Genomic DNA, 16,922 nt, shown 5'->3' with positions numbered 1-16,922 from the left:
GGGGTTCGGCGGAGCCTGGCGGGTGCGCAGCAGCCGCCCTGGCGGAGTGGGGCTCGACGACCGGACAGCAGCGCTGGCCGGGAGCCGAAGGGGGCCATCGCCCTGCCCTGTTTTCGGGTTATAGCCACGGAGCTGCAGCTGAGAAAGTTAACCAGCAGGACGCCGTATATGATGCCCGGAATGAAGAACACAGGGAAAACCAGGCTGATGCCAGGCACAGGCAGGTAACTCATGGCGCGCTGACTTCAGCAAAATCAGGCGGGAAAGGCTGGAGTGTGGACAAGGCGGAGGGAGCAGAGGGGCAGCGCCGAAGGCGCGTCCCCCTTCCCCCGTTCCCCGCAGGGGAACAGACCTTCCGGGTTGTTCATGCATGCGACTGCACCCTTCGGGATGGAAAAAGGGGCTACCGGTAAACCGGCAACCCCTTCATAAAGGCGCTTCAGGCATGTCAGACCAACTCAGCTCCTGAAAAGGCGGGGTTTCCCCCGCCTTCAGGTAGCTTACTTACCGGATTCGTAGGCCATAAAAGCCGCCACCTCCCTGTTCGTGTCCCTGTAACGGATTTCGCAGAGCGATTTCCGTGTCAGGTAAGTGAATATCAGCAGTGTGAGACACACTATCAACACACACAAGAGCAGGGTACTTCGTGGCAGTTTCATAGCTGACTTCTCCTTGCCTTTCGGCAGGTAAGCGGCTAATCTGATGTTGTCTAGGCATACAGATTAAGCCTCGGGTTGTACTGACCCCAAAAAGTTGGACAGAATTACCGAGGCTTCACAGAAAGAGTCCATAAATATATGGACTCTTTTTTGTTTCAAGAAAACGTTAAATAATGCAAAGAGTAGCTGAATTATCCATCCCACTGCTTTTCCCTACTTAATCCGCCTCCCTTTTTCATCAATGACCTTTTCACCATCTTCTTTCGTGAAAGAGCCTTTCTGAGGTTCAGGAATAATATCCAAAACCACCTCAGAAGGACGGCATAATCTGGTACCAATCGGTGTCACGACGATTGGGCGATTGATAAGTATAGGATACTTAACCATAAAACCTATCAACTGCTCATCGGTATACTTGTCTTCAGCGAGACTTAGTTGCTCATAAGGCTCAACATTCTTTCTCAGCAATGACCGTACCGAAATGCCCATATCGGCAATCAACTTAATAAGCTCATCCTTTGACGGGGGAGTATCAAGATAATAAATAATTGTAGGCTCATTACCGCTGTTACGGATCATCTCCAGCGTGTTGCGTGAAGTACCGCAGGCCGGGTTGTGATAGATGGTGATGTTGCTCATATCGGTATCTCATTACAAAGTGACAGAGAGCCGCCACGCTAGCGCGGCCAGAGTGATACACAGTACAGGCAGCGTCATGATAATGCCGGTACGGAAGTAATATCCCCATGTGATGGTCATGTTTTTCTGTGCCAATACATGCAGCCACAGCAGGGTGGCCAGGCTGCCGATCGGGGTGATTTTCGGACCTAAATCACAGCCAATAACATTGGCATAAATCATCGCCTCTTTGACGATGCCGGTCGCTGTACTCCCGTCGATTGACAGTGCTCCAATCAGCACAGTCGGCATGTTGTTCATCGCCGAAGACAGAAATGCCGTCAGGAAGCCTGTGCCGAACGTGGAAGCCCATAACCCTTTATCCGCCAGTAGGTTAAGCACTTCAGACAGGTACTCTGTGAGTCCGGCATTGCGGAGGCCATAAACAACCATGTACATACCCAACGAGAAAATCACGATCTGCCATGGTGCTCCGCGTAGCACTTTACCGGTGTTAATGGCATGGCCTCTTTTCGCTACCACGAACAAAGCAACTGCGCCTGTTGCTGCTATCGCGCTGACGGGGATCCCCAGCGGCTCCAGCGCAAAGAACCCGACCAGCAGAAACAACAGAACAATCCAGCCCGCCCTGAAAGTTGCCGGGTCCTTGATCGCACTAGCAGGCACCTTCAGTAGTGAAACGTCATATGCCGTGGGGATATCCCGGCGGAAAAAGAGATGAAGCATAATCAGCGTGCCAGCAATTGCAGCCAAATTCACTGGTACCATAACGGAGGCGTATGGCGTAAAGCCCAGACCGAAGAAATCCGCCGAGACAATATTCACCAAGTTAGAGACAATCAGCGGTAAACTGGCGGTATCAGCGATAAACCCTGCGGCCATGACAAAGGCCAGTGTTGTGCCCCGGCTGAATCCCAGAGCGAGCAGCATCGCAATCACAATCGGCGTCAGGATCAGAGCTGCGCCGTCGTTAGCAAACAACGCAGCAACAGCAGCACCAAGCAGGACAATCCAGGTAAACAGTAAGCGACCACGTCCGTGGCCCCAGCGTGCGACATGCAGCGCAGCCCATTCGAAGAAACCGGATTCATCGAGCAGCAGACTGATGATGATTACCGCTATAAATGCAGCTGTCGCATTCCAGACGATATTCCAGACAATGGGGATATCATCGATGTGGATGACGCCTGTTCCTAGTGCCAATACAGCACCGATACTTGCGCTCCAGCCAATACTAAGTCCTCTGGGCTGCCAGATGACCAAGACTAGCGTCAATAAAAAAATACTCCCTGCCAAAAGCATTTTAGACTCCGTTAATATATGATTATGTGTATATGTTTGATTACCTCAACATGAAGTGCAGGCGGAATTTGCCAGCCATTCGCGTACGTCCTCCCGCAGGGACTGCCAGGATGTTGTGATTATCTCTGATGCCCATGCGGGAATGTGGGGAGACAGACGATAGTGGACCCATTTGCCTTCTCGACGATCAATAACCAGCTCGGCTTCACGTAAGATGGCCATGTGACGCGATATTTTAGGCTGAGACTCAGAAGTGACTGCACAAATATCGCAAACGCAAAGCTCTCCAGACTCCCTGAGTAGCATGACAATAGCGAGTCTTGTTTCATCCGAAAGGATTTTGAAAAGCTGGACAGGCTGTAGCATTTTTCACTCCATTCCATGTATCATACGCATATGATAAATCATATATGTTGGTTTTAAAATCATCCATTATCCATGGAGTAGAAAAATGGAACAATTTCCCGCTCTGACCCCCGAATATTTTGATAAACATATTCATGAGCGTCTGCATATGCAGCAGTCACCACGAATTTTAATTCTGTATGGATCGGTAAGAGAGCGCTCCTACAGCCGCTACGCAGCAGAGGAAGCAGGGCGTCTGCTGACGGCGATGGGGGCAGAGGTCAAACTGTTTAATCCCTCAGGTTTGCCATTGCCGGATGACGCCCCTGATACGCATCCTAAGGTCACCGAACTGCGCGAGCTTGTCAGATGGTGTGACGGGATGGTGTGGAGTTCTCCGGAGCGGCATGGAGCAATGAGCGCGATAATGAAGGCGCAAATCGACTGGATACCACTGAGCGAAGGTGCAGTTCGTCCATCCCAGGGAAAAACCCTCGCATTGATGCAGGTTTGCGGCGGTTCTCAGTCTTTCAATGCAGTGAACCAGATGCGCATTCTGGGAAGGTGGATGCGGATGTTCACTATCCCTAACCAGTCCTCAGTGGCAAAGGCATGGCAGGAATTCGATGAAAGCGGAAGAATGAAACCTTCTTCCTGGTACGATCGTATCGTCGATGTCGCCGAAGAGTTGTTTAAGATTACGTTACTGCTTAAAGGACATACCGGTTATCTCGCCGACCGTTACTCTGAACGAAAAGAGAGTCACCAGGCCCTCTCAGAGCGAGTAAATCAGGAAAAGCTCTGACGAGGTAAAAAGTCAGCCATTTTTGCGCTGGGTCAGGTGCCAGGAAGAGAGCCAGGCTAAGCGCAAACAGTATACATATCTTTTACAACTCCGGCGCACCCCCGGTTGGTGGGGATATGGTATTATTCCAGCTCCATTGGATTTGTAAGGGATACAAGTGAAAGGCGCACATAAAAATCTTTCCTTTGATGGAAAAAGTTACTGCATGAAGCATCTGGCGCCTTTTACGTTTATGGCTGATATTGCCAATATTCCTGACCCTGTTCAGATCACCATTAACTACAGTAATCATGTGTTTTCTGATCAAAAAGGGAACGGGCCGGAAATCCCACCTGATCGATTTTTCTGTGCAGACAGATATGCGGCCAGCCTTAACTTACCGAAGATGCTTTCAACAAATCTGCTGTCCTCCTATGTTGTTCCTCATATCAATAAGGGCAACAACGAGATGTATCACTATATGGAGGTTAATGATTATGCGATCTTCTTTGACCTTCGCAAGGACAACAGTCACCCTAACGGGTTGAAGCTGTATGTCGTCTCTGCATACGAAGTCCATCAATGGGGGCGACACTCCATTCCAAAGAGTAAGCCAATGAAGTTTTCGTATGTTGCACATCTTCGACTGAACGGACAGACGGTTTACACATCCAGAAAAGCAAAAAGGCGCTGATATCAGCGCCTTTTCACCAGAGTAGACCATCGATGTTATCCACTCTTGTTGGGGTCCGGTCTCTGTCTTTGGGTATCCCGCTCTTAGGCTGGGGGAGATTGTTCTCCGACATCAATACCCCATCAACATATTCGTGTTGAATGGTTCCGGTCAGTATCGATGAGTGAATAGTAATGAACCTGACCTTTACCTGCAAGGTCACTGCTATTCATAGCTATTCATGACAATTCTTCTGTGCAGGAATGCGTTTTAACAGCCTGCAGTTCGCAACCAAAACCCCCAACAACCGTTTTTTACTGTTGAACTGCAATCGGCGTTACATGTAACGAAAAATCGCGCAGCGGGCTTCCTGTTGCGAATTTGAGGCATGTTTTCAGCGTAAAAAGTTTTGTAAAATTTTTACGGGAAGCACGTTTTGCTAACTTTCAGTGCTGATTAGCCCAACTTTAATCTGAAAAAACACCACTAAATCCCGCAATAGCGCACTGACATTTGCGCTATTGAAACCTCTGCTCAAGTGATACTGCTGAGTGACAAACTCAACAAAATGCAGTGTCGTTAGCGTGGCTAAATCCTCAATGGGTAAGATTTAAGTCTGTATTCAACGGGACTAAGACCATTTAACTTGAGGCTGATTCGTCTGGTGTTGTAATACCGAATGTAATCTTCAATGGCTTTCTTAAGTTCATGAAGATCATTGAATTTATTGGTATAGAAGCATTCTGACTTTAACGTTCCGAAAAAACATTCAGCACAGGCATTATCCAGACAGTTTCCTTTTCTGGACATGCTCTGTAAGACACCGAACTCTCGCAACTGATACTGATACCATCTATGACGGTATTGCCAGCCCTGATCTGAGTGAAGAACAGGAGCGCTGTCCGCATCCAGCCTGGCAAATGCCTTAATGAGCATATCATCAATCATTGGCATTGTTGGGCGCTCTGAAATACTGAAGGAAATTACTTCGTTATTGAAGAGGTCGATGATGGGTGAAAGATAGAGTTTTCGACCATTGACGGCAAATTCAGTGACATCGGTGACCCATTTTTCGTTAGGTCTGCTGGCTTTAAAATTTCGCTGTAAGATGTTGTCAGCCGTACAACCTCGCTCGCCACGCCATGAACTGTAGCGTTTAACCCTGATAGCTGCTTTGAGATCAAGCCCGTTCATTAAGCGCTGAACGACTTTGTGGTTGATCACGCCCACTTCTCTTCTGAGAGCCAGAGTTATACGACGGTAGCCATAGCGTCCCTGATTTTCATCATATATCTCTTTAATTCTGAGGTTTATTTCATCGTATTTTCCTGCCGACTTAAGTGCTTTAAGATGGTAGTAAAACGTGCTCCTAGGTATCCTGGCCATACTGAGCAATTGTTCTAGTGGGTAAAACTGCCTCAGTTCATTTACAACTCTGACCTTGTCTCTTACTGAACTAAGGCTTTCAACTTTTGCAGGTAAAGTATCCGTAACTCAAGAAACTTTATTCTCTTTTCCAGCTCGTGAATCCTTTGTGCTCGCGAGCGTTCCAGTGTGGCTTCTGCAGCTTCAGGGTTTTCAGTCATATGAGGAGCCCTTTTTTTACCTATCTTGAGTGAGCGAAGCCCCTCTTCCCCATGCTCCTTGAATACTTTCATCCACTTGCCTACAGACGCAGCACCTGCAAGATTGAATTTTGTGGCCACCTGATTCTGGGAAATCTGACCTGAAAGCACTGCTTTCACTGCTTCAACTCGTATGTCCGGATCAATTGATACGCCTTTATCCCTGGGCCTTAGTCCCTCTTCTCCATGTGTATCATAGGCGGCAACCCAGATTCTAACCTGGGTTCTGGGTACATTGAATCGAGCGGAGGTTAAACGATAGCCCTCATCGCTAGCAAAATAGTGCATAACGACTTCAAGGCGCTCTTCAAAGGTATACTTACGTCTGGACATGGGACTCTCCAATTTGAGAGTCCAACTAAATGGGTGCAGTTCATGGGTTAATGAAAATTAACTACGGGGCTTTCTGCTTTCTGCCACACAACACGGCAACAAACCACCTTCACGTCATGAGGCAAAAAGCCTCAAGCGCCACGTCGATTATACCGGGCAGGTGCTATTTCTTACCAGGTATATCCACGCTTTATGCTGCTTAGCGCCTGAAATATCTCACGTATCCCCATCCCGCGATCACTACGCCCGTGACCAGCGCAAGATTGGGCAAAATCACGTCCCCGGCACTTGCAAATACGGCATCAGAATTACCCTGCCCCCAGAATGCCAGCTTGTACCCGACACCCCAGACAAAGAAGATAATCCCGGCACTCAGAACGCCGTATTTCATTACGCCGAGCAGGATTTCATCTAACCAGCCAGGCGGATCACGCCATGTGATGACCAGAGCTATTAGTGTGCAGATGATCTGGCCTGCATAATAACCAGGCGTACCATGCCATTCTGGCGCAGCATGCTTAACGATTAAATAGAACAGCACGTTCAGTAAGATAACGAGCAACCAGTACCTCATAATTCTGCTTTCCTTATATGTTTTGTCTGAGCAGTCAGACAGCATTATATCTGACTCACCGGACGGACTTGCCATCAAAATACGCCGGACGCGCTGCCAGCTCCCGCTCGATTAACTCATCGGCAAACAAAGGGGCAACGCGATTAATTCGTGCCTGCAAGTTGCGCCTTCTCACCGCTGCTTTCCGTTCATCGCTCCACCGCTTGATCTGTTTCTGACCGAGAAAATCCACGCACACAGCGTAACCTGAGCCAGCAACCCAGCGTGCCATCACCTCTTCAGGTGCCGCCTGCCCTGCCTCCACGACAACTGAAACCAGTTCCAGTGGACCAGGGCAGGGCTTGTGCGGCAACTTCCAGCGAAGGGAATAGCGCCACTTCATACACCGCTCCGGTCAGCCAGCTTATTTGGCACCTGCCAGCGTTCAGCGACACGAACATGCTTAGCTGTTTCCCGGACAATAAACGGAATTTCGTACATGACTGCATACAGCGGTTCACCGCTGATGCGAAGCCAGTCAAGTTCCTTCAGCGACGCGAACCGCGACTGCCAGCGCCAGAACGGTCCGGCAAGCTCTGCCGCGTCAAACTCGTCGCTCCACCGGGTGTACCAGGTGCAGACGGTTTCCGGTGACTGAAAATTCAGGTCGATTTTCGCCTGCTCCAGCAGGTTCTGGCGCATTTTCCAGCGCTGTTCGTACTCACGAGACTGGCGGCGCATCTGACGCGTGGTCTTAATGCCGGACCTGTGCAGTCGTCGACCCGTGCGGGTGTGCATGACCTCAGGAAACAGTTCGGCCTGTACGTCAATTGTGAGCGGCAGCGGGCAGGCTTCGCCACTGGTGGCGATCATCGTGTTAAGCGCCTCCTCGACCTGTTTCAGGTTCGAATGACGGTTATTTGGCACCCAGTGCAGACCAGGTATTTTATTGGCCACCGTGGCGTTGAGACGCCCGCTGCCCGTGAGAAGGCGCAGAAAAGTACGCACATACGGCATGGCGGGAAGTCGTGCGCCGCGTTCGCGGGCAGACTCAACATGGCTGATAGCCTGTATTGCAGCCTGACGGGCGGGCTTCAGGGAAACGAGCGCGTGTGAGGACGGGATCATGCTGTCACCTCCACGCTCATCAGGTTCACCACGGTGCTGGCTGTGCAGTTAAAGCGGCGCATACCTGCCAGCTGCGCGATCAGCTGGTTTATCCGGTCAGGCTGGAGCGTGTCGCTCTGGTAAAGGGTACGCACCACTTCACCACCGGAGGAGAGCAGCACCAGAATCCAGTAAGGCGAGACTTCGCCGGGGCTGCACACGCACAGATGCCAGTCATCGCTGCCGTCCGCGCTGAAGCGGCACTGGACAGGGAAGAAGCCGCCGAACTCGGTGCGGAACTCGGCGCAGACGCACCATCCTTCAGGTGTCGACAGAAGGCCGGTCACGGCATCGCTGAGGGCGCGGCGCGCGTCCTCGCCCTGCTGACGGATAAACTCCAGGTCGGATGCGGTCAGGGTGTTGATTCGGTTCAGGTCATATTGCATGGTCATGTCTGTTCCCGCCGCCCGAAGGCGGCGGCCTCCGGAATTAAGCAGCGTGGTCAGTGGTATCAGCGTCGGTTTCGGTGGCTTCTTCAGCCTCAGCGGCTGGCGCTGTGCGCACCATCCAGTCAGGCAGCCAGCCCTGAGCATTCAGATCCTGCTCGGCGGCCTTCGCCGCATCGCGGCGCCTGAGCTTCACAACTTCACCCGCACGGGCGCTGAGTCCGGCTTCTTCATAGGCTTTGCCAATCTGGGAAATCGTGAGCTTACCGAAGTAGCTCTCGGCATCCGGCTGCCACCATTTGCGCAGGTCAAAGTCCAGCGCTGCTTCCAGCCCGTCCAGTTCGCTTTTCTGCGTATGGTTATACATACGCTCCTGAATACCGTTGATACCGTGCGCAGCACAGAATCCCAGCAGGGTGTTCACCTGCTCTGCTGACCATGACAGCAGCCAGGTGAAATCGAGATGCCAGTTTTCGGGCAGCGTTGCCTGAAGCGCTTTTTTCTGTGCATTGAGCGCCGTCAGCGCCTTCCCTTCTTCACCGGATGGAGCCAGTGATGCAAGGTGATACTGGTTCGAGGACACGGAGGCTTTCAGCGGTTGGCTGCGCTTGCCGTGTGTGCGATCAAATAGCGCAAGACACAGCGTCCACGTCAGCAGCGCCACCGACACGTCAGGACGACCCGCCAGTTCCGCCTGAACGGCCAGAGTACGTTCGGCTGACATGGCCTTAACCAGCGTTGCCGGATAGCCGTCAGCGGGAATGTCTGGCGTGGTGTATCTGATCACGTTCTTTTCACGTTCCTGACGCGCCTGTTCTTCTTCTGCCCGGTCTTCGTCGGTCAGCTTACGGATACCGGGCTGAACCCGAAAATTGTTACCATCCCATGACACCCAGATACCGTGGGCGGCGCGAAATTCCGGCGTGGCTTCGCGATACTCTGCCTCGCAGTAAATGTCATCGATCTGCTGCTGAAGCTCGTATTCGTCATCGCAGGTTTCAGTGGCGTCCCTTTGTTCTTCCAGCTCGCTGACGCGCTTCTGTTCTTCTTCCGTCAGGACAGCTTTCGGCATGGCAAAACGGTACAGTTCACTGTCCTCACCGCTGAAGCTGAGTTCCGTCATACGGAACTCAGCCCAGCCCCAGCCCTGCTCCTGCTTAACACGGGCGGCGAGCACGGTGAGCTTGCCAGCCAACAGAGATTTCACCAGCGCAGCATCGGCAAAGGTGCTGTCCCTGTCGCTGAACAGGTCGGCGGTCAGCGTACCGCCAGCGGCGGTATAGGCTTCCTCGCCCACATACTCAAACATCGGGTGACTGATGGCCATCTTGTCGTCAGTCACCATTTTGCGCAGGGTCTGTACGGCTGGATCGCGCCACTGTTCAACAGCCTCTTTCCAGACCTGCTCCTGACGCTCATGGGTATCAGCAAGTGTCAGGACTTCACACTGTTCAAGGGAGATTTCATCCCGCGCCAGCGCATCCAGCAGGGAGGGGGCAAGATTCGCCAGTTTCAGGCAGCGCTGAACGTGGCGCGGGTGATAGCCCATCAGTGCGCCGATCTGAGAGGCCGTTTTACCTTCCTGCTGAAGAGTACGAAAACCGATAATCTGCTCGGCGGGATGCATGTTTTTACGTCGACCGTTCTCGATCATCGAGGCCGCCACAGCCATCTCAACGGGCAGGACTTTCACCGGAACAAACGGCGTGTCTGCATCGAGCACACCGCGCATCACCAGAATGCCTGTGCCTCTGCGACGACCTTCCCCGCCGACAATGCCGATCGTACCGTCCGGCAGTTCTGCACCGATCAGGTTCTGGAGGATGCCCATTGCCTGAATGCTGTCTGCCATCTCTTCCACTTCCTGATCGGTATGCGGAATGATGCGCGTGTTTAAGCCCGTGTGTGACAGGCGGGAGTACGGGAAGATTTGCACAGGCGTATCAGCGAGCAGCTGGACGAGCTTCTGCTCGGTAGACTGCGCGATTTTTTCCGCAGATTTTGTCTGACGGGTGGTCTTAGCTGGTTTTTTTGCCGTAGTATTGGTGGCGACCATGATTTTTACCTCTCAGTGATAGTTGTGGTTAGCCGTGGCCGGATTGCCCTCCGGTCACGGCACCCGGTTAACCGGTAATGCGTTTCGGGTGTGCTGCCAGTGCTGCAAAGGACGGATAGCCATCAAGAACCTGCATCATGACTTTTGCCCCTTCCAGCATCGCTTTATCCGTTACGCTGCCGCTGTTTTCACACACGTTGATCGTTGCCACGATCCCCGATTTCACATCTGAAAAACGCTCATACATGCGGTTGCTGAACAGGACGCGTTTGCCTCCTGCCATAACCTGCCAGTTGTTGCAGTCATTAAATCGGGTGTCCACGTTGTCAAACTCGACTACGTGGGTGTCGCTGGCCTGAATGCGCAGCAGCTTCACGATTTCGGTGCTCTGCCCGACCTTACGGGTCGCCGGACGGGTGTTAAGGTTCTGCATGTTTCCTCCTTCTCTGGGTTAAGGCCGGACATCCGGCTTCCGGTTAAAACTGCACGTATTGCAGGTTGCGTTTCAGTTCAAAAAGAAAATCCGGCTCAAACGACCAGGCGCGCCAGTTAAGCGTTCCGTTGGTGCGGATCTCCACCTGCACGTCGCCGTATCGGGACACATCGGACAGGGTGACGGTGACACCCGCTTTCAGCGAAGTGGCCTGAGCCACCCACTCCCGTGCGACAGAAACAGGGTTTTGTTCTTCCCCTATCTTCCTGGAAGATTCTTGAGCGGCGGTTTTGACGTTGACGTTTCGTGTGTGCATCCTGGTTTTCTCCTGTGGTGATGGCAGTCCATCTCCCTGGTGAGTTCTCTCGCGGCAAAGGGCAAAGGAGCAACGGCGAAGGGCGGAAGGAAAGGGGCGGAGACTAAAGTTTTTGCGGCACGCAAAAAGTTTTGGCGGAGTGCATTTCACCCCTTGGATGACGACCCGACGGTGCTACAAGCAGCCCTCCGCGTGAGGACACACGGGGGATGGCTTCACCGGGGGAACAGGATGCACACACCCGACACGTCGGAACGGCGTGGCGCCATTAAAGCGACGGCATCAGCCGGCGCGGTGAAGGCGTTCCGGACGGCACGGCCGGAGAAGCCGCAGCCCTTGACCTTAGCCATCAGACCCTAGCCGTATGGCCCGAAACCCGGAGGGGTTCGGCGGAGCCTGGCGGGTGCGCAGCGGCCGCCCTGGCGGAGGGGGCTCGACGACCGGACCGCCACGCGGGCCGGGAGCCGAAGGGGGCCAGAAGTGGGATTCAGGTGTTTTCTGAGGATTTGCTGATCGGGTTTCAGAGCCGCCACGCCACGCCACGCCACGCCACGCCACGCCACGCCACGCCACGCCACGCCACGCCACGCCACGCCACGCCACGCCACGCCACGCCACGCCACGCCACGCCACGCCACGCCACGCCACGCCACGCAGGACCGTATCAGTGACAATTTGCCCTCACAATGCCATTCCTCTCCATTTCCCCTGACTTACATCAGGGCGGGAGGAGGCAGCGCCGCAGGCGCTGGCCTTGCCGCCCCGTCAGCCCGAAGGGATGACAGGGTTTTCGCGCGCGAACAGGCGGTGCCTATGCCCCGCCCGGATTATTTATTGTCCGTCGCCCTGACCGCCCTGGAGAATGAAGTGGCCGCAAAGATAGACGGCGCACTGGCGGGTAGCCGATTCGCAGATCTCATCCAGCACTTTCGCTGTGGTTACGGGGCTGAGTCCTGATTCGCGACGTCGCTCGTTGATGAGCGTTTTATACTGGCGCAGGATGCTGCGGGTTTCCGGTGACAGTTGCATGGTGTTCTCCTTTTGTTCTGTTTCCGGAGGCAATGCCTCCGGCTTTTCTGTCAGGCCTCGAGCGCCTCGCGCAGGCGCATCATGACGTCGTTTTCTTCTTTCAGGGTTTCTTCAGCTGATCCGCCGCCATCCTCCGCGCATACTGCGATACGTTGCATCTCCCGTCCTGCAAGCTGCATGACTAAGGCCAGCGATTTCGCGGGAATAGTCACGGTTCGCTTCTCGCGTCGCTCATCGAGCATGGTTTCGACTATCGCCCGTATCTGGCCGATATCCGCGCCACTTTCAAGGCAGGAACTTAGCCGACGCAGGACTTCATCCAGTTCCTCATCGGTTAAATCCCAGTCAAGGCAGACGCAACGGATATCATTTCGGTTCCAGCTGGCGAAAACGTACTTCTCGCCATCGAGGTCGGAACAACGCAGCATTTCAAGGGCAATTTCTCTTGCTGTACCAATCATGTTTTTCTCCTTTTATCGGACGGCATCGCCGCCCGTGGTCAGTCAGTCAAGGGCACGCCAGATGGTGGCGCTTTCAGGATGGTTATCAGCAAATGCCATAAGCTGCTCATAACGGCGGCAGAAGTGGCGGCACAGCTCCTCATGGTCATTGTTGCTGTGGTGCCAGCTCCGGTGATTCAGTACCAGTGCCGTGAGGATGATCCCCGCCACTTCCCCGCTGACAGTCTGCTCAAACCAGTTGTCCGGATTGCACAGGGTCAGGCTCTCCACGTCAGGCGCCATATATCCGCCACCTTCCGGCAGCCGGTAAAACTGCCAGAATCCCCCCTGATACTCAGGGCAGTAACGCTGGGCATAGGCGTACACGGATGCCTCGGACGTCATAAAATCGCCGCCAAACAAATCAGGCAGGAAAGTCAGGCGCTGCGCACCCTCAAGACGAACAGCATCACAGGTCACGGTCTGGTTCATAGATCCTCCACGGTTAACATATTCTCGGTTCCGGCATCGCCGTGACGACACGACAGACCGGCGAAAAGCGGAGGACACAGGGGCGACGCCGCAAGCCGCAGCGCAAAGCCTTCACGGGCTGAATGCACCGTGAAGGGTGCGAACGGGTGAGGACGGAGGCGTGAGCGAACCCTTGTGGCCGATGCGGCCGGGCTACAGTGAAGTCACGGCGCATGCCGTCACCGCACGGAGCTTCAGGGGAGTTTCATTGTCCCGACGTGGCCCGGAGGACAGCGGCGGATAGAAGCGGAAGGCACTGACATCCTTTTCGCTGTGGATGTCCACCGGTTGCCGGGGCGTTACCCCGGCTCTTTCCCTTACGCGGCCAGCGTCTCCTGTAAGGCGTGAACGTCCTTCAGCTCATTCCTGACGGATTCAGGCTCCTGCCGCCCGGCTTCCCAGGCCATACCGATCCGGTTTTCCAGCTCGCATTCATAGTTACGCAGGACGCGGGACAGGAGTACCGCCGGAACACTCACCTGACGGTTTGCCGCTTCGCGCTGACGGGCCAGGAGATCGCTGACAGTCCGATTATTTACCCCCTCCTGACGGTATTGCGTCATTTTCATTTCGCCGATCGCCTTCATCAGATTCCGGATTTCAGTCCCGTCCGGTTCTGGCTGGGCTTCACGGCAGGCCACGCTAATCCCCTCTTCCGTCCAGACCAGCAGGACCAGGGGTTCGTCAAAGGTGAACATGTTTTCAAGCTGTACACAAAGTTCTTCGCGGGTTCCGTACATCGTTTGTTCTCTCTTGTAAGGGGTTACAGGCCGGGCATCAGCCCGGCAGGGTCAGTCAGTCCTGAAAGGTTTCGTCCAGCACCAGGGCTTCGCGGTAAGCTTCAAGAAGCAGGGTGTTGATCCGGCGCAGAGTCTGCCCAGCCATACGTTCGGTAAGCGTTGCCGCGTCGTGCCGGTGCTGCGATTCGAGGCGGTTCAGCAGCATCCGCACGTCACACATGGCATTGCTGAGCGCGGCCACGTCCGCGCGCAGGTGTTCAAGGCCCGGGTAGTTCATGCCGCCTCCGGCCAGTCGGGGTAAAACGCGCCGTCATTGGCCGCCGGCATCCTTCTCGCCCGTTCAACCTGTGCCAGACGTCGGACGCCGGCGGCGTGGTACTGCTCAAGCATCTCGATCCCGATATAGCGGCGGCTGGTTTCGGCGGCGGCCACGCAGGTGGAGCCGCTGCCGGCGAACGGGTCAAGGACAATGGCCCCCGGACGCGTGAGCGATTCAATCAGCGGCCGCAGGCTCTGCACCGGCTTCTCCGTCGGGTGATGTCGGTTGCCCGTGTATTTCCAGGGGATCACGTCCGGGACGGGACGGTCCGGGGTTTGCGGCCTTCCCTTCGCCAGCAGGTAGGCGCTCTCATGGGTGTAACCCACGAACGTCGATTTTGAGGCGTAGCTCTTGGCAAAGACGATATGGCCAACCACCCGGAAACCTGCTGTTTTCCACGCATTCAGAAACAGATCCGCGCGGTTCCAGGCATAGAAACTCACCATCAGGCTGTCATTTTTCAGCACGCGGTACATTTCATGGCAGGCGGGCTGGAGCCATTCAGCTGAGTTGTCCCCGGCCAGGGTGCGGCCGGTACGGTCCTTATAGCCAACCAGATACGGCGGATCGGTAAGAATAAAATCGACGGCACGCGCCGGAAAACGGGACATCACCTGCACGCAGTCACCCAGAATAAAACGGGACATAGACACACTCCTCTCTGATATGCGGCACCCTCTTGCGCCGTGCCGCCACAAAACCCGGCGGAAAGCGGAGGGCGCAGGGGCGACGCCGCAAGCCGCAGCGCAAGCCCTTCACGGGCTGAATGCACCGTGAAATGTGCGAACGGGTGAGGACGGAGACAACGTGAACCCTTGCGACCGCAGCGGCCGGGTTAGCGTGAAGGCACGGCGTTGAACACGCCGCCGGCTGGCGGCAATAAGGCGGAGGGAACCGACATCCTTTACTACCAGTTCTGGTAGCTGATGACTCCATAAGGCTATGAAAAACTCAAAATGAGTTCGCATCTGCAGCGCAGTGCGTGTATCGAAAGCCTGGTATGCTTTGGACGACTCCTGCAGGAGACGTCCTTTTTTTTTGAGTCGCATATATGGCAGGTGAAAGTATGAAGTAATTGTGCAATCATCTGTTTCGAAAACATCTGAACAGTTTTCACTTACAACGAATATGACACATTTCAGGACACCCCTCCCCGGACGGTGTCCTTTTTTTCAGCGCCCCTTCACGTGGTCGATAGCGAACTGCAGCGTGTCCCAGTTAAAACCGATGCCTGCATCGTGGCTGTGGTCGCAGATACGCATGGCTTCTGCAATTTCTTCCTCCGACAGACTGTCATCAAGCGACAGAAAATCATCTTCCAGCCAGAACGTCCCCATACACAGTGCATCCGGTGGGTACTGCTTCAGCCTGGCGATGAGCCCTGCCACCGTCACATCATAACGACATGCAGGACGCGACGGCAGGACGCGATCGGCGATGTCGTTCCAGCACCAGTCATCGCACTCCGGTACGGGTTCCAGCAGGGTCTGTAATTCCACGCCCGGCAGCAGTGAGAGCTGCTCCAGAACCTCCCCCAGAGAAAGCCGTTTTCCGCTGGCATCTTCACTCCGCAGGTAATGGTAATTGATATAGACGGCAAACTCGCCGTTATCGAGTTCAATACAGGTCAGTCTGAACATGGTTGTGTCCTCAGCATCCGGCACCCTCTTGCGCCGTGCCGCCACAAAAACACGGCGTAAAGCGGAGGACGCCAGGGCGACGCCGAAGCCGCAGCGCAAGCCCTTCACGGGCTGAATGCACCGTGCAGGGCGCGAACGGGTGAGGACGGAGACAACGTGAACCCTTGCGACCGCAGCGGCCTGGTTAGCGTGAAGGCACGGCGGGTAATTTTTTACGGGAGATATAAAACGGAGGGAAAATTTCACATTAAATTAAAATGTGATTTACATCACAAAACAATACATTATAATCGCCGAAAAATTAAGCGTTTAGTTTTGACGGCAGGGATGAGATGTCACCCTGCCGTTTTTTTTGGCCTGCATTCTCCTCTTCAGGACAATGCAGGACAGAGGGTTACAGGATTGAGAGAATGCCAGCCGAAGATTGGAATCTGGAAGTGGGCAGCTGGCACGAAACTTATTTAGCTGTTTTGCAGGCTGAGACTAACGATGATCGGAGTACGCGAAACTCAATTACGTCGTTACGCTCGAGAAGCTTGAGAGCGTCTGACGAACAGGCCATTGCAGCCTTCAGTGCCAGTGAAATGGCGAGGCTGCGGTAGCGGTTTTGCAGCATGATGGGGGCATCAGCAGGCACTGCGTCAGACACCTGTAGATATGCTTTCCATGCATCTGGCTGTGCTAAAGCATCACGTTCCACGGCTTCGAGCTGGTCTTCACGTTCCTTTTGCTTTTTCGTGGCAATCTGGTCAAGAACCGCCACTGTGGCTGCGGCATTCACCGCGCCGGGTATTGCCAGTGTGAGCGCCACAAACAAAATTGCAGTATTACACTTCATTTGTCCTCCTCATTGTTGTTCATCTCCTTTATTTCCTGACAGTTCAACAGCTCGCTGGCCTCCGCCAGCGTCAGCCCCGCTCTCTTAACCTTTTGCATCAGTCCCTCCCGGGCT

23 protein-coding genes and 1 pseudogene are annotated in these 16,922 nt (G+C 54.2%); 2 read left to right on the top strand and 22 right to left on the bottom strand.

Translation table 11 applies throughout. The features are described from left to right. Positions 1-500: 500 nt before the first annotated feature. The 5 genes and pseudogenes from KGP24_RS23705 to KGP24_RS23685 form a co-directional block, all read right to left on the bottom strand. Complete coding sequence (locus KGP24_RS23705) at positions 501-626, bottom strand: type I toxin-antitoxin system Hok family toxin (RefSeq protein ID WP_223540704.1); 126 nt, start codon at positions 624-626, stop codon at positions 501-503. Beyond that, a pseudogene (locus tag KGP24_RS23700) lies at positions 568-717 on the bottom strand (DUF5431 family protein); the annotation flags it as partial. The pseudogene KGP24_RS23700 and the gene KGP24_RS23705, both read right to left, overlap by 59 nt. Before the next feature lie 155 nt (positions 718-872). Further along, on the bottom strand, positions 873-1,298 hold the full coding sequence (gene arsC / locus KGP24_RS23695) for a glutaredoxin-dependent arsenate reductase (RefSeq protein WP_223562194.1): 426 nt from the start codon (positions 1,296-1,298) through the stop codon (positions 873-875). Positions 1,299-1,310: 12 nt separating this feature from the next. Then, complete coding sequence (locus KGP24_RS23690) at positions 1,311-2,600, bottom strand: arsenic transporter (RefSeq protein WP_223562195.1); 1,290 nt, start codon at positions 2,598-2,600, stop codon at positions 1,311-1,313. Between the two features lie 45 nt (positions 2,601-2,645). Beyond that, a complete protein-coding gene (locus KGP24_RS23685; RefSeq protein WP_086527856.1) occupies positions 2,646-2,966 on the bottom strand; it encodes a transcriptional regulator in 321 nt (106 codons plus the stop codon). Between the two features lie 85 nt (positions 2,967-3,051). Here KGP24_RS23685 and arsH point away from each other — a divergent pair, with 85 nt between their 5' ends. Beyond that, complete coding sequence (gene arsH, locus KGP24_RS23680) at positions 3,052-3,750, top strand: arsenical resistance protein ArsH (RefSeq protein ID WP_086527855.1); 699 nt, start codon at positions 3,052-3,054, stop codon at positions 3,748-3,750. Between the two features lie 157 nt (positions 3,751-3,907). Continuing rightward, positions 3,908-4,423, top strand: a complete 516-nt coding sequence (locus KGP24_RS23675; RefSeq protein WP_133059446.1) for a hypothetical protein — start codon at positions 3,908-3,910, stop codon at positions 4,421-4,423. Positions 4,424-4,990: 567 nt separating this feature from the next. Here KGP24_RS23675 and KGP24_RS23670 read toward each other — a convergent pair. The 17 genes from KGP24_RS23670 to KGP24_RS23595 all read right to left on the bottom strand — a co-directional run bounded on the left by KGP24_RS23670 (position 4,991) and on the right by KGP24_RS23595 (position 16,808). Next, positions 4,991-6,360, bottom strand: a protein-coding gene (locus KGP24_RS23670) for an IS3 family transposase (protein ID WP_223562196.1) whose coding sequence is annotated in 2 segments (ribosomal slippage) — positions 4,991-5,871 and positions 5,871-6,360 — 1,371 coding nt in all. Because the reading frame shifts where the segments join, the coding sequence is not laid out codon by codon here. 199 nt (positions 6,361-6,559) lie between these two features. Next, positions 6,560-6,934: a hypothetical protein gene (locus tag KGP24_RS23665; protein ID WP_176261169.1), complete on the bottom strand. Its 375-nt coding sequence runs from the start codon at positions 6,932-6,934 to the stop codon at positions 6,560-6,562. 55 nt (positions 6,935-6,989) lie between these two features. Further along, positions 6,990-7,316 (bottom strand): theronine dehydrogenase, encoded by a 327-nt coding sequence (locus KGP24_RS23660; protein ID WP_176261170.1) that lies wholly within the window; start codon positions 7,314-7,316, stop codon positions 6,990-6,992. Beyond that, a complete protein-coding gene (locus KGP24_RS23655; protein WP_223563574.1) occupies positions 7,313-8,041 on the bottom strand; it encodes a plasmid SOS inhibition protein A in 729 nt (242 codons plus the stop codon). Before KGP24_RS23655 ends, KGP24_RS23660 begins: the two co-directional genes overlap by 4 nt. Then, positions 8,038-8,472 carry a conjugation system SOS inhibitor PsiB gene (gene psiB, locus KGP24_RS23650; RefSeq protein ID WP_223563573.1) on the bottom strand — a complete coding sequence of 145 codons (435 nt, stop codon included), beginning with the start codon at positions 8,470-8,472 and terminating at the stop codon, positions 8,038-8,040. Before psiB ends, KGP24_RS23655 begins: the two co-directional genes overlap by 4 nt. A gap of 37 nt (positions 8,473-8,509) precedes the next feature. Beyond that, positions 8,510-10,522 carry a ParB/RepB/Spo0J family partition protein gene (locus tag KGP24_RS23645; RefSeq protein ID WP_223563572.1) on the bottom strand — a complete coding sequence of 671 codons (2,013 nt, stop codon included), beginning with the start codon at positions 10,520-10,522 and terminating at the stop codon, positions 8,510-8,512. 67 nt (positions 10,523-10,589) lie between these two features. Further along, positions 10,590-10,955 (bottom strand): hypothetical protein, encoded by a 366-nt coding sequence (locus KGP24_RS23640; protein WP_032641231.1) that lies wholly within the window; start codon positions 10,953-10,955, stop codon positions 10,590-10,592. A gap of 43 nt (positions 10,956-10,998) precedes the next feature. Next, positions 10,999-11,271 (bottom strand): hypothetical protein, encoded by a 273-nt coding sequence (locus KGP24_RS23635; RefSeq protein ID WP_223563571.1) that lies wholly within the window; start codon positions 11,269-11,271, stop codon positions 10,999-11,001. Positions 11,272-11,791: 520 nt separating this feature from the next. Next, positions 11,792-11,914 (bottom strand): hypothetical protein, encoded by a 123-nt coding sequence (locus KGP24_RS24770; RefSeq protein ID WP_282454310.1) that lies wholly within the window; start codon positions 11,912-11,914, stop codon positions 11,792-11,794. Positions 11,915-12,102: 188 nt separating this feature from the next. Continuing rightward, positions 12,103-12,300 carry a hypothetical protein gene (locus KGP24_RS23630; protein WP_023337955.1) on the bottom strand — a complete coding sequence of 66 codons (198 nt, stop codon included), beginning with the start codon at positions 12,298-12,300 and terminating at the stop codon, positions 12,103-12,105. Positions 12,301-12,350: 50 nt separating this feature from the next. Beyond that, the gene (locus tag KGP24_RS23625; protein WP_045354995.1) at positions 12,351-12,761 is read right to left on the bottom strand and encodes a DUF1380 family protein; all 411 of its coding nucleotides are present in this window, start codon (positions 12,759-12,761) and stop codon (positions 12,351-12,353) included. A gap of 42 nt (positions 12,762-12,803) precedes the next feature. After that, on the bottom strand, positions 12,804-13,232 hold the full coding sequence (locus KGP24_RS23620; RefSeq protein ID WP_223563570.1) for an antirestriction protein: 429 nt from the start codon (positions 13,230-13,232) through the stop codon (positions 12,804-12,806). Between the two features lie 356 nt (positions 13,233-13,588). After that, the gene (locus KGP24_RS23615) at positions 13,589-14,011 is read right to left on the bottom strand and encodes a DUF1380 family protein (protein WP_223563569.1); all 423 of its coding nucleotides are present in this window, start codon (positions 14,009-14,011) and stop codon (positions 13,589-13,591) included. A gap of 55 nt (positions 14,012-14,066) precedes the next feature. Beyond that, on the bottom strand, positions 14,067-14,288 hold the full coding sequence (locus tag KGP24_RS23610) for a hypothetical protein (RefSeq protein WP_223563568.1): 222 nt from the start codon (positions 14,286-14,288) through the stop codon (positions 14,067-14,069). Then, positions 14,285-14,977, bottom strand: a complete 693-nt coding sequence (locus KGP24_RS23605) for a DNA methylase (protein WP_223563567.1) — start codon at positions 14,975-14,977, stop codon at positions 14,285-14,287. Before KGP24_RS23605 ends, KGP24_RS23610 begins: the two co-directional genes overlap by 4 nt. Before the next feature lie 525 nt (positions 14,978-15,502). Next, positions 15,503-15,970: a hypothetical protein gene (locus tag KGP24_RS23600; protein ID WP_223563566.1), complete on the bottom strand. Its 468-nt coding sequence runs from the start codon at positions 15,968-15,970 to the stop codon at positions 15,503-15,505. Between the two features lie 457 nt (positions 15,971-16,427). Beyond that, on the bottom strand, positions 16,428-16,808 hold the full coding sequence (locus KGP24_RS23595) for a hypothetical protein (RefSeq protein ID WP_223563613.1): 381 nt from the start codon (positions 16,806-16,808) through the stop codon (positions 16,428-16,430). Positions 16,809-16,922 lie beyond the last annotated feature (114 nt).

The sequence above is a fragment of the Enterobacter sp. JBIWA008 genome, from assembly GCF_019968765.1.
Taxonomy (GTDB): Bacteria; Pseudomonadota; Gammaproteobacteria; order Enterobacterales; family Enterobacteriaceae; genus Enterobacter.
Note: the sequence above shows the minus strand (reverse complement) of the source record. Positions and strands in the feature narration are given on the sequence as shown.